The organism is Flavobacterium sp. Root186 (assembly GCF_001428525.1).
GTDB lineage: Bacteria > Bacteroidota > Bacteroidia > Flavobacteriales > Flavobacteriaceae > Flavobacterium.
The window spans coordinates 296,212-309,050 of record NZ_LMHW01000014.1; the positions used below are offsets into that span (position 1 = coordinate 296,212).

A 12,839-nucleotide genomic window follows, 5' to 3' on the forward strand; every position below is an offset into this window, starting at 1 on the left:
TTTACGTTATTAATATTGAATCTTAAAAATCATGAAAAAAACACTTATTTTTTTGTTGCTAGGTTTCATTCAATTTGTTAATAGTCAAGAACTGGCATTAGTTAAAAAGAATTCAAAAATTGGATATATTTCCAAAGACGGATCTTTTAAAATTGAACCTCAATATAAATCTGCCAAAAGTTTTTCTGAAGGTTTAGCCGCTGTAGAAGACAACGGAAAATGGGGTTTTATTGATACAAAAGGAAGCTGGGTAATTCCGGCATCTTTTAACAATGCTAAAGATTTTAACAGCGGAATTGCAGTTGTACAAAAAGATAAGGACTGGGTTTATATTAATACAAAAGGAGAAATTTTAAAAGCTCCGGCTACAGAAAAAATATTCGATTTTAATAACGGCGTTGCTTTTATAAGACAAGGAAACAAAGTTGGATTAATCAATTCAAAACTGGCCGTGGTTTTAGAACCCAAATACGATCAGATCAAACCTTTTGAAAATGGTTTTGCAAGAGTTGAACTAAATAAGAACTGGGGAATTATAAATACCGAAGGAAAAGAATTAGTTGAACCGGCTTACGCAGAAATTGGAAACTATTTTAAAGGTACAACCTGGGCGAGAAAAGATAAAACTTTTGGACTTGTAAACGGAGGGAAATTTATTCCGGTTGATGGTGCTGAAAAAATATGGGATTTTGAAACACAAGATTTAACTTATGCTAAAAAGAACGGGAAAATTGGTTTTATCGATCTAAAAGGAAACTGGATAATTCTTCCTATTTATGATAAAGGAAAAGCGTTCTCAAAAAATTTAGCGCCCGTTTTGGTTGGAAAAAAATGGGGTTACATTAATTTAAAAGGAACATTTGTAATTGAACCAACTTATAGTGACGCAGAAGTTTTCAGCTCAAACGGTTTGGCTCCTGTAAAAGAAAGTAATTGGGGGTTTATCAATGAAACCGGAAAACTGGTAATTCCAACACAATACGGAATCACTTCAAACGGATTCGTTATTGCGCTTTTTGTACAACAGGACAAAGGATTTATTGATGGCCTTGCAAGAGTAAAAAATGAAGGAAAATGGGGTTTTCTGAGACCAGACGGAACTGTATTAGGAAACCAATGGTTTGAAAACGCCGAACTATTTTCACAAACAGCAGAAAGAGAAAAAAAGGAAATAAATATAGCTGCTGAGAGTCCAAAAGCTGAAACAAAAGCAACAGCTAAACCAGCAAGCAAACCAGTAACTAAGAAAAAGAAATAAAATTTATATAATGAAATGTGTATTAGTAACAGGCGGTTCAAGAGGAATTGGAAGTGCTATTTGTAAAAAATTAGCCGTTGAATCTAATTATCATATTTTGATCAATTATCATTCAAACAAAACCGCTGCCGAAGAAACACTTCAGGAAATACAAAAATTAGGCGCAACCGGAGAAATTTTAGGTTTTGATGTTGCCAATTTTGAACAAGTACAAACTGTTTTAACACAATGGCAGGAATCAAACCCTGAAGCTATTGTTGAAGCTATTGTAAACAATGCCGGAATTACAAAAGATGGTCTTTTTATGTGGATGACTCCCGAAGACTGGAATGGCGTTGTAAATACAAGTTTAAACGGATTTTTTAATGTGACGCAGTTTTTTATTCAAAAAATGCTTCGCAATAAATACGGCCGAATTGTAAATATGGTTTCGGTTTCCGGAGTAAAAGGAACAGCGGGACAAACCAATTATTCGGCAGCAAAAGGAGCAATTGTTGCGGCGACAAAAGCATTGGCACAAGAAGTTGCAAAACGTAATATAACGGTAAACGCTGTTGCGCCGGGTTTTATCAGAACAGATATGACAAGCGGGCTTGACGAAAAAGAATTATTAAAGCTGATTCCGGTAAATCGTTTTGGCGAAGCCGAAGAAGTAGCAGATTTGGTAAGCTTTTTGATTTCAAAAAAATCGAGCTATATTACCGGTGAAATTATCAATATAAACGGAGGAATATATTCTTAATAATCCTATGTTTGCGAGATTTTTTAAAACATCGAAAATTGCTCTGTGTCTTTGCGAGATTAAAAAATAAAGAATAGATTAAAAAAATTGTGCCTTTGTTTAAAAATTACACTTTAAGGATAAAAATTACTTTGAAAGACGATGAATAAGAGAGTTGTAATTACTGGAATGGGAATTTATTCTTGTATCGGAACTTCTTTAGATGAAGTAAAGGAATCATTGTATAACGGAAAATCGGGTATTCAGTTTGATTCTGAGCGAAAAGAATTTGGTTTTCAATCAGCCCTGACCGGAATGGTTCCTAAAGCTGATTTAAAAAATTTATTGACCCGAAGACAACGTATGAGCATTGGTGAAGAAACCGAATATGCTTATATGGCCACTATCGAAGCATTGAAAAATGCGAATATTGACGATGCCTTTTTTGAAACTCGCGAAGTTGGAATTATGTACGGAAACGACAGCGTTTCTAAAGCAATTATCGATGCTACAGATATCGTACGCGAGAAAAAAGATACTGCCTTAATTGGTTCCGGAGCGATTTTTAAATCGATGAATTCTACGGTTACGATGAATCTTTCAACGATTTTTAAACTTCGCGGCATTAATTTAACCGTAAGTGCTGCTTGTGCGAGCGGTTCACATTCTATTGGATTAGCTTATTTTTTAATAAAAAGTGGTTTTCAGGATATCATCATAACTGGAGGAGCGCAGGAAATTAACAAATATGCCATGAGCAGTTTTGATGGATTAGGTGTGTTTTCTAACAGAGAAAGTGATCCGGAAAAAGCTTCAAGACCTTTTGATGCCGACCGTGACGGATTAATTCCGAGTGGCGGAGGTGCAACTTTAATTCTGGAAAGTTACGAATCTGCAATAGCAAGAGGCGCAACAATCATTGCCGAAGTTTCAGGTTACGGATTTTCATCAAATGGCGGGCACATTTCGACTCCAAATGTCGAAGGTCCGGCGACAGCAATGCAAAGAGCGCTTGACGATGCTAAACTAAAAGCATCAGATATTGAATACATAAATGCACATGCAACCTCAACTCCGGTTGGTGATGCAAACGAAGCCAAAGCTATTTTTGAAGTCTTTGGTGAGAAAAATCCTCATGTAAGTTCTACAAAATCAATGACAGGCCACGAATGCTGGATGGCGGGAGCAAGTGAAATTATCTACTCTATCCTCATGATGCTGAACGATTTCATTGCGCCAAACATCAATTTAGACAACCCAGATGAAGATGCTTCAAAATTAAATTTAGTTAAAACTACGTTAAACAAAAAATTTGACATATTTTTGTCCAATTCTTTCGGTTTCGGAGGAACCAACTCGGCGTTGGTGGTTAAAAAGTTTAAATTGAACGATGAATAAAGAAGATATTATAGCAAAAATTAATGGTTTTTTAGTTGATGAATTTGAAGTAGATAATGACGACATTGAACCAAATGCTAATTTAAAAGATACGCTTGGCTTAGATAGTTTAGATTATGTTGATTTAGTAGTTTCAATAGAATCAAACTTTGGCGTAAAACTAGTTGAGGCAGATTTTGTTGGAATTTCTGATTTCCAAAGTTTCTATGACCTTATCGAAACCAAATTAAAAGCCAAAACAGCTTAATGAGTGAATGGGATGGCAAATCAAAAGGAACTGTTTTAGGTTATAGAATATTCGTTTTTTTGATTCAAAAAGCGGGTGTCAAATCTGCTTATGTTTTACTTTATTTTGTTGCTTCTTATTACTTTTTATTTTTAAAGAAAAGCAATCGCGCTATTTTTTATTACTTTAAAGAAAGGCTTCAGTATTCCTATTTTAAATCAAAAAAAATGGTTTTCAAAAGTTACTACACTTTTGGGCAGACCATTATTGATAAGGTTTCCATTTCGGCAGGAATGCGAAACAAATTCACCTATGAATTTGATGGAATTGAGATTTTAAAAAAACTGCTGGCCGAAAAAAAAGGCGGTGTTTTAATTAGTGCACATGTTGGAAATTTTGAAATTGCAGAACATTTCTTAGGGGATATAGATCTTAATTTTCAAATCAATTTAGTCACTACAGATTTAGAACATTCCGCGATTAAAAATTATCTGGAAAGTATTACCCAAAAACCAACCGTAAAATTCATTATTATCAAAGACGATTTGTCTCATATCTTTGAGATCAATGCTGCTTTGGCCAATAACGAATTGGTTTGTTTTACAGGCGACCGTTATTTTGAAGGTACAAAATCACTTTCTGAAAACATTTTAGGCAAAGAAGCAAACTTCCCTGCCGGGCCATTTTTAATTGCATCAAGATTAAAAGTTCCGGTTGTGTTTGTTTACGTTATGAAAGAGCCAAATTTACATTATCATTTATACGCAAGAGAAGCGGCAGTAAAACATCGTGACGAAAAAGCATTGCTGAAAGAATACGTAACAAGCGTAGAAAGCATCCTGAAAAAATACCCTTTGCAATGGTTTAATTATTTCGATTTTTGGAGTGATTTGAAATCTTAAAGTTTTGTTTTGCCACGAATTACACAATTTTCACTAATTTAATATTTTTAAAAATTTTGTAAATCTCAACTTGTGGCATAAAACACTCTTTTTTACGCAATACATTCGTGAAAATTTGTGTAATTCGTGGCAAACCCTCAATCCGTTAAACAAGAAAAATCCGTTTAAATAAATTTACTTATTTTTGTTCGCAACCAAAGCAAAGAAACCTCAATGAAAAATGTTCTTGTTATTTATTATTCTCAATCCGGACAGTTAGAAACCATTGCGCAAAACATCGCAAAACCATTTCTAAATTCAGAGAATATAAAAGTGACTTTTCACGAAATACAATTAGAAAAACCTTTCCCGTTTCCGTGGAGTAAAGATGCTTTTTTTGATGCCTTTCCAGAATCGTTTTTACAAATCCCAACAGCTTTAAAACCAGTTCCTGAAGAAATTTTAAATACAAAATTTGATTTGGTACTTTTCCATTATCAGGTTTGGTATTTGTCGCCTTCAATTCCAATTAACTCGTTTTTAAAAAGCGACGAAGCCAAAAAAATCCTGAACGGCACGCCGGTTGTAACCATCAGCGGTTCAAGAAACATGTGGATTATGGCACAGGAAAAAATTAAAACTTTACTAAAAGAAGCCAACGCACAATTAGTAGGCAATGTGGCTCTGGTAGACCGCGTTGGAAATTTAATAAGCGTTATAACAATTGTAGAATGGATGTTCTCTGGCGTTAAGAAAAAATATTTAGGTATTTTTCCATTACCGGGCGTTTCAGAAAAAGACATTAACGAATCTCCAAAGTTTGGAGAAGTAATACTTTCAGCCTTTAATGAGAATAATTTAGACCATTTACAGCCAAAATTGGTACAAATTGATGCTGTAAAAATTAGTCCGTACTTAGTAACTGTAGACAAAACAGCGAATAAAATTTTCAATAAATGGTCAAACCTGATTTTTAAAAATCAAAAAAACCGAAAAAAGCTTCTAAAAGTATTTAATGTTTATTTATTCTTGGCAATTTGGTTAATCTCACCAATAGTGTATATATTGCACTTGATTTCCTACCCTTTTAAGTTAAAAACCATAAAAAGACAAACTCAATATTATCAAGGAGTTTAGAAGCGAATATAGATTATGTTTGAAGTATATATAACAAAAGCTGCAAAATATTTGCCTAACGAAGCTGTTTCAAATGATGAAATGGAAGCTTATTTAGGACTTATCAACGATACTGCCTCAAAAGCAAGACGTATTATTTTGCGCAACAACAAAATTACAAGCCGATATTACGCTGTTGATAAAACAGGAAAAAGCACACACAGTAATGCCGAATTAACTAGAAATGCTATTTTGCCGTTATTCGACGAAAATTTTACACCTCAGGATTTAGAAGTACTTTCATGCGGAACCTCAACTCCGGATATTTTTCTGCCTTCGCACGCTGCGATGGTTCATGGTTTGCTAAAAAATAAATCGGTAGAACTAAACTCTTCAACAGGAGTTTGCTGTGCCGGAATGAACTCCCTTAAATTTGGTTTTCTTTCCGTACGCTCTGGAAATTCAAAAAATGCAATCTGTACAGGATCAGAAAAAGTTTCGACCTGGCTGAATGCTCAAAAATACAATCACGAAGCCGACAATTTAAAAAGTCTGGAAGAACAGCCAATTATTGCTTTCAAAAAAGATTTTTTACGCTGGATGTTATCTGACGGTGCCGGTGCATTTTTATTAGAAAATAAACCAAGAGGAACTGTTTCTCTTAAAATAGAATGGATGGAAGCTTTTTCGTATGCTTACGAATTAGAAACCTGCATGTACGCCGGAGGTGATAAATTAGAAAACGGAGAAATAAAATCATGGAGCGATTACGCACCGGAACAATGGTTAAACGAATCTGTTTTCTCAATTAAACAAGACGTTAAACTTTTAGATGAATTTATTCTTTCTAAAGGTGCAGAAAGTATGAAAGATGCGATGAGTAAAAATAACATCAAATCTGATGATATTACTTATTTCATTCCTCACGTTTCATCAAACTTTTTTGTTGAAGGATTAAAAAAAGGATTGACAGAAAAAGGAATAGGAATGAGTGATGATAAATGGTTCATGAACCTTTCGAGAGTTGGTAATGTTGGTTCTGCCTCTATTTACCTGGCTTTAGAAGAATTAATGAATTCAGGGAATTTGAAAAAAGGAGACAAAATCCTTTTATCAGTTCCGGAAAGCGGAAGATTTTCTTTCGCGTATGCGTATTTAACGGTTTGCTAATGGAAACAATGGCACTTTTAGAAAAAGAAACTGTAGAAAATTTATTACCTCAAAAGTTCCCTTTTGTAATGGTCGATGCGATGCATTCTTACACGGAAACTTCTTTGGTTTCGGGTTTAAAAATTCAGCCCGATAATATTTTTGTACAAAACAATACTTTTCTTGAAGCTGGTTTAATCGAGCATATGGCGCAGTCAGTTGCTCTTCATACGGGGTATCAGTTTTTTCTAAAAAATGAAATTGCACCAACTGGATACATTGGTTCAATTAAAGAAATTGAAATTAAAAAACTGCCGAAATTAGACGACAACATTCAATCTGAAGTAACAATTCTGCAGGAATTTGCCGGAATAACTTTGGTGAATATCGTGACTACATTAAATAACGAAGAAATTGCAAACGGGCAAATGAAAACCGTTTTAGCCAAATAATATATGATTTTGAACACCGGAGTTGACATACAAAATTATTTACCGCACCGAGCACCTATGCTTATGGTAGATTTAATTTTGGATATTGATTCCAACTTCGTAGAAACCACTTTTTTAATAAAAGAAGACAATATTTTTGTTCAGAATAATGTTTTTATTGAAGCAGGTTTAATTGAAAATACAGCCCAGACTTGTTCGTCTATTGTTGGAAAAAAATACTTTTTTGACGAAGACGGAACAGAAAATGAAAACGTAAATGTAATTGGATTTATCAGTGCCTTAAAAAATGTAAAAATTCATTCCCTTCCAAAAGTTGGCGATACTATAATTACCAAAGCAGATTTAGTTTCAAAATTTGCTGGCGACGATTACACTTTATGCACGATGAGCTGTCAAAGTTCAGTAGAAGATCAGATACTCTTAGAATGCGAAATTAATTTGTTCATTCAAAAAACAGTTTCGGTTTCGCAATAATTCCACTTGAAAATATAACTAGGTAATGGAAAAAGATAAAGTACCTCAGGATAAAAGCAACTTAACTAAAAACAACGTAAAAGAGCTTTTATACGCAACTGATGAAAACGGCAATTATACCACAACTCTAAGTACCGGTTGGGAACCCAAAACAATCGCACTTTCTAATTCTATAGATGAAATAAACGAGCGCATTGCCGAATCCAGACAGCAGGTTTTAAATGGCGAAGTAAGCCCGATTGTTTATTTTATGGAAGTCAATAAAATGGACCTTACTATTTTATCCAGTTATGTCGGGCTTTGGAAATGGCGTGTAAAAAGACATTTTAAACCTGAAGTTTTTGACAAACTAAACGACAAAATCCTGAAAAAATATGCCGATACTTTTGAAGTATCTGTTGAAGAATTAAAAAACAGCATCACCAAATAATGGAATTAACTTTCACACATCATCAGTCTGCTCACTGTGAGAATGGAGTAGCGTCGAATTTGCTAAAAAACAGCGGATTAAACATCAGCGAACCGATGGTTTTTGGTATTGGCTCTGGATTATTTTTTGTATATCTGCCTTTTATAAAAGTCAATTATGCACCTGCAATCAGCTATAGAACATTGCCTGGACAGATTTTTAATAAAGTGGCAACTCGTTTAAATTTAAAAATAAAAAGACAAAAATTTTCATCTGTATCAAATGCCAATAAAGCATTGGATGAAAATTTAAAAAATAATATTCCAACCGGATTACAAGTCGGTGTTTACAACTTAAGTTATTTTCCCGATGAATATCGTTTCCATTTCAACGCACACAATTTAGTTGTTTACGGAAAAACCGAAACCGATTATTTAGTAAGTGATCCTGTAATGGAAACCGTTACCACTTTAACACACGAAGAATTAGACAAAGTTCGTTTTGCTAAAGGTGCTTTTGCGCCGCGAGGTCAAATGTATTATCCAATTCAAATTCCAAATGAAGTTGATTTAAAAAGTGCGATCATCAAAGGAATAAAAAATACGTGTCGTGACATGCTTGCGCCAATGCCAATTGTAGGCGTTCGCGGTATCAAATTTGTTTCTAAGCAAATTAGAAAATGGCCTGTAAAACACGGAACTAAAAAAGCCAATCATTATTTGGCACAAATGGTTCGTATGCAGGAAGAAATTGGAACCGGAGGCGGTGGTTTCCGTTTTATTTATGCGGCATTTTTGCAGGAAGCTTCGGTTATTTTAGGTAATGAAGAATTGAAAGAGCTTTCGAAAGAAATGACAAAAATTGGCGATTCATGGCGTGATTTTGCCGTTGAAGCTTCGCGTATTTATAAAAATAGAAGTGCCAAAGAAGATGCTTACAACACCATTGCCGATGAACTTTTGGACATTGCCAACAGAGAAGAACTCTTTTTCAAAAAACTAAAAAAAGCCATTAGCTAAGATATTTTGCAATCCATAATTAAAATAGAATCCCTTTCGAAAAAGTACAAAGATGCCGACCAGTTTTCTTTGAACGATGTTTCGCTAAATATAAATGAAGGAGAAATTTTTGGTTTACTCGGTCCAAACGGTGCCGGAAAAACAACCTTAATTTCAATGCTCTGCGGATTGGTAAAACCAACTTCAGGACATTTTTCAATTGATGATTTAGACTATCAGCATCATTCTTCAAAAATAAAAAAAATCATAGGCGTTGTACCTCAGGAATATGCCCTCTATCCTACTCTTACGGCAAGAGAAAATTTGCAGTATTTTGGAAGTATGTACGGACTGAAAGGTTCTGATTTAAAAGATAAAGTAATCGAAACTTTAGATCTTTTGGGTTTATTAAAATTTGCCGACAAACCTGTTGAAACTTTCTCTGGCGGAATGAAACGCCGTGTGAATTTAATTGCCGGAATTCTGCACAAACCAAAAGTTTTATTTTTAGACGAACCAACCGTTGGCGTTGATGTTCAGTCTAAAAATGCCATTATAGATTATTTAAAACTGCTAAACCAAAACGGAACATCGATTATTTATACTTCGCATCATTTGGCTGAAGCCGAAGATTTCTGCACGAATATTGCCATTTTAGACCGAGGCCGAATTTATGCTAAAGGAACGCCTTCAAGTTTAATTGATTCTGTTGAAAATGCCCGAAATCTCGAAGACGTTTTTATTTCATTAACCGGTAAAGACTTGAGAGATGCTATATAAAATTTGGATGTCGATCGTAAAAGAATTTTTACTGCTTAAACGCGATTTAGGCGGATTGATTATTCTGTTTATAATGCCATTGGTTTTGGTTATTACCGTTACGTTAATTCAGGACAGCACTTTTAAAACCGTAAGCGATTCTAAAATTCCGATTTTATTGGTTGATAACGATAAAGGTTCTGTTTCAAAAACCGTTTTTGAGAATTTAGAAAAAAGCAATTTGTTTAGCGTTGTAACACAAATCGACAATAAAACAATTACCGAAGATGTTGCCCGAGAAAATGTTTACAAAGGAAAATTTCAATTGGCCATTGTAATCCCAAAAAATTTAAGTTCTGATTTACAGGCAAAAGTTGATCAAAATGTCGAAAAAATTGTCAGCAGTTTAGGCATGACTGATAGTACCGCAGCAAGCGAACCTCAGCGAATTATCAAAGAAAAAGAAGTAAGACTGTATTTTGATCCCGCGGTACAAATGAGTTTCAAAAATGCGGTCATGAGTTCAATCGACAAAATGATTTCGCAGATTGAAACGAAATCAATTTATACCACTTTTCAAAATCAGTTAGGAGAAGGAACTACCAATTTTGAGCAGAAAAGTTTCATTTCTTTCAAAGAGATAATTCCGAAGATTAATAACAAAGAAGTTCGCCCAAACTCCGTTCAGCACAATGTTCCGGCCTGGACACTTTTTGCGATATTTTTTATCGTAATTCCGTTATCTATTAATATTGTAAAAGAAAAATCACAAGGAACTTTCGTTCGATTAAGAACAAATCCTGTTTCTAGTTTAGTCGTGATTATTGGAAAAACCATTACTTATTCTGTAATCTGTATGATTCAGTTTTATATGATGGTTGCCGTTGCTGTATTTTTATTTCCATCTATCGGATTGCCGTCTTTAAATATCGAAGGACATTTAGTATTGATGAGTGTCGTTGCCTTATTTTCAGGTTTTGCAGCAATCGGATTCGGAATTTTATTGGGAACCATTGCAAGTACACAAGAACAATCGGCTCCATTTGGCGCTACGAGCGTGATCATTTTAGCAGCAATTGGCGGAATATGGGTTCCGGTTTTTGCCATGCCGAAAATCATGCAGATCATTGCTAAATCGTCTCCAATGAACTGGGGATTAGATGCTTTTTACGATGTTCTTTTACGCAACGTTACTTTCCTGGAAATCATCCCAAAAATAAGTTTACTATTTTTGTTTTTCATTCTTACAACAGCCATCGCATTATTTTATGACAAAAAGAAAAGAGCAGTTTAACGAAGCCGCAGATTTAACCGTTTCACACGAAATCAGAATTCGTTTTAACGAAACTGATCCGCTTGGAATTGTTTGGCACGGCAACTATATTACGTATTTTGAAGATGGACGCGAAGCGTTTGGCCGTCAGCACGGACTTACGTATTTAGATATTGCCAAAACCGGATATACAACACCAATTGTAAAATCAAAATGCGAACATAAATTGTCGTTACGCTACGGCGATGTAGTAACAATTGAAACAACCGTTGTCGATACGCCCGCTGCAAAAATGATTTACCGTTTTAAAATTATTGACGATAAAGGCGAAATTGCCTGCACAGGAGAAACCGTTCAGGTATTTTTAGATAAAGAAGGAAATTTAATGCTGACAAATCCGCCTTTTTATGAAGAATGGAAACGAAAAGTTGGATTGTTATTGTAAAACACGAATTTCACGAATTTTCACAAATTAACAAACAAAATAATCCGTGTAAATCCGCTTAATCTGCAAAATCTGCGTGCCATAAAAAACACACTGGAATAAAATCATAAAATGTCAAAAGAAATATACATTACGCAAACCAACTGTATCACACCTTTAGGTTTTGATGTCGAATCAAATGTTGAAGCGATTCTTCGCAGTGATTCCGGCATTCAGCTTCATAATGATATTTCTTTGATGCCGAACTCTTTTTATGCTTCTATTATTTCTGATGAAAAAATAAATAGTGCTTTTGCAAAAATCAGTACTGAAACAAAATATTCCCGTTTAGAGAAAATGATGATTTTGGCTTTAAAGCCTATTATCAAAAACTCAGAAGTTGAATTAAATTCAAAAACGGCTTTTATACTTTCTACCACAAAAGGAAATGTTACGGCTTTAGCAAATGATTCTGAAGAAAACTTTCACAACGCACATTTAGATGTTTTAGCTGCAACTATTTCGGATTTCTTCGGATTTCAAACACAGCCAATTGTGATTTCAAATGCTTGCGTTTCTGGGATTTTAGCTGTTTCAATTGCCAAAAGAATGATTCAGTCTGAATTGTACGACAATGTTTTTGTTGTCGCTGGCGATGAAGTTTCAGAATTTGTTTTATCCGGTTTTAATGCATTTCAAGCCATGAGCGAACTGCCTTGCAAACCGTATTCTAAAAACAGAACCGGAGTAAGTTTAGGCGAAGCAACGGCTGCCGTTTTAATCTCGGCGGAAGCCAAAAATGCCAAAATAAAAGTGATCGGCGACAGTTCGATAAACGATGCCAATCATATCTCGGGTCCGTCAAGAACTGGTGAAGGTTTGTTCAGAAGTATTCAAAATGCTTTAAAAGAAGCTCAAATTGACGTTGATAAATTAGATTATATTTCAGCACACGGAACAGCAACTCCGTTTAACGACGAAATGGAAGCTATTGCATTCAGCCGTTTAGGTTTGCAAAATGTTCCTATAAATAGTTTAAAAGGTTTTTACGGTCATACTTTAGGCGCTTCTGGATTATTGGAAACCGTAATTGCGATTGAATCTACCAATCAAAATATGCTTTTTGAATCAAAAGGTTTTGATGAAATTGGAGTTAGTGAGTCTATAAATGTTATTGAGAAAAATGAAGATGTGACGATTGAATATTTTTTGAAAACGGCTTCTGGATTTGGAGGTTGTAATACGGCGGTTGTTTTTGAAAAAGTGAATTAATATTACCTAAGAGAATCTAATCAATAAAC

At 34.6% G+C, this 12,839-nt stretch carries 15 protein-coding genes; all 15 read left to right on the forward strand.

Features of this window, described 5'->3' with window-relative positions; genetic code table 11:
* Window positions 1–31: 31 nt before the first annotated feature.
* The gene (locus ASD98_RS18145) at window positions 32–1,258 is read left to right on the forward strand and encodes a WG repeat-containing protein (RefSeq protein WP_056207076.1); all 1,227 of its coding nucleotides are present in this window, start codon (window positions 32–34) and stop codon (window positions 1,256–1,258) included.
* 10 nt (window positions 1,259–1,268) lie between these two features.
* Window positions 1,269–2,000 (forward strand): 3-oxoacyl-ACP reductase FabG, encoded by a 732-nt coding sequence (gene fabG, locus ASD98_RS18150; RefSeq protein ID WP_056207078.1) that lies wholly within the window; start codon window positions 1,269–1,271, stop codon window positions 1,998–2,000.
* A 141-nt stretch (window positions 2,001–2,141) separates the two neighbouring features.
* Window positions 2,142–3,377, forward strand: a complete 1,236-nt coding sequence (locus ASD98_RS18155; RefSeq protein WP_056207079.1) for a beta-ketoacyl synthase — start codon at window positions 2,142–2,144, stop codon at window positions 3,375–3,377.
* Window positions 3,370–3,624 carry an acyl carrier protein gene (locus ASD98_RS18160; protein WP_053472936.1) on the forward strand — a complete coding sequence of 85 codons (255 nt, stop codon included), beginning with the start codon at window positions 3,370–3,372 and terminating at the stop codon, window positions 3,622–3,624. Before ASD98_RS18155 ends, ASD98_RS18160 begins: the two co-directional genes overlap by 8 nt.
* Window positions 3,624–4,505 carry a lipid A biosynthesis acyltransferase gene (locus tag ASD98_RS18165; RefSeq protein WP_056207081.1) on the forward strand — a complete coding sequence of 294 codons (882 nt, stop codon included), beginning with the start codon at window positions 3,624–3,626 and terminating at the stop codon, window positions 4,503–4,505. Before ASD98_RS18160 ends, ASD98_RS18165 begins: the two co-directional genes overlap by 1 nt.
* Before the next feature lie 213 nt (window positions 4,506–4,718).
* Window positions 4,719–5,621, forward strand: a complete 903-nt coding sequence (locus ASD98_RS18170) for a hypothetical protein (protein WP_056207083.1) — start codon at window positions 4,719–4,721, stop codon at window positions 5,619–5,621.
* Between the two features lie 15 nt (window positions 5,622–5,636).
* Entirely contained in the window at window positions 5,637–6,770 is a 1,134-nt protein-coding gene (locus ASD98_RS18175; protein ID WP_056207084.1) for a beta-ketoacyl-ACP synthase III, read from the forward strand.
* A complete protein-coding gene (locus tag ASD98_RS18180) occupies window positions 6,770–7,201 on the forward strand; it encodes a hypothetical protein (RefSeq protein ID WP_056207086.1) in 432 nt (143 codons plus the stop codon). Before ASD98_RS18175 ends, ASD98_RS18180 begins: the two co-directional genes overlap by 1 nt.
* Before the next feature lie 3 nt (window positions 7,202–7,204).
* Window positions 7,205–7,675: a hypothetical protein gene (locus ASD98_RS18185; RefSeq protein ID WP_056207088.1), complete on the forward strand. Its 471-nt coding sequence runs from the start codon at window positions 7,205–7,207 to the stop codon at window positions 7,673–7,675.
* Window positions 7,676–7,700: 25 nt separating this feature from the next.
* On the forward strand, window positions 7,701–8,105 hold the full coding sequence (locus ASD98_RS18190) for a hypothetical protein (RefSeq protein ID WP_056207091.1): 405 nt from the start codon (window positions 7,701–7,703) through the stop codon (window positions 8,103–8,105).
* On the forward strand, window positions 8,105–9,103 hold the full coding sequence (locus ASD98_RS18195) for a BtrH N-terminal domain-containing protein (protein WP_056207093.1): 999 nt from the start codon (window positions 8,105–8,107) through the stop codon (window positions 9,101–9,103). The genes ASD98_RS18190 and ASD98_RS18195 overlap by 1 nt, the downstream gene beginning before the upstream one ends.
* A gap of 6 nt (window positions 9,104–9,109) precedes the next feature.
* Window positions 9,110–9,862, forward strand: coding sequence for an ABC transporter ATP-binding protein (locus ASD98_RS18200; RefSeq protein ID WP_056207095.1), 753 nt, complete (start codon window positions 9,110–9,112; stop codon window positions 9,860–9,862).
* Window positions 9,852–11,135 carry an ABC transporter permease gene (locus tag ASD98_RS18205; protein ID WP_056207097.1) on the forward strand — a complete coding sequence of 428 codons (1,284 nt, stop codon included), beginning with the start codon at window positions 9,852–9,854 and terminating at the stop codon, window positions 11,133–11,135. The genes ASD98_RS18200 and ASD98_RS18205 overlap by 11 nt, the downstream gene beginning before the upstream one ends.
* The gene (locus ASD98_RS18210) at window positions 11,110–11,559 is read left to right on the forward strand and encodes a thioesterase family protein (RefSeq protein WP_056207100.1); all 450 of its coding nucleotides are present in this window, start codon (window positions 11,110–11,112) and stop codon (window positions 11,557–11,559) included. The genes ASD98_RS18205 and ASD98_RS18210 overlap by 26 nt, the downstream gene beginning before the upstream one ends.
* 111 nt (window positions 11,560–11,670) lie before the next feature.
* Entirely contained in the window at window positions 11,671–12,810 is a 1,140-nt protein-coding gene (locus ASD98_RS18215; protein ID WP_056207102.1) for a beta-ketoacyl synthase, read from the forward strand.
* The last annotated feature ends 29 nt before the right edge of the window (window positions 12,811–12,839 follow it).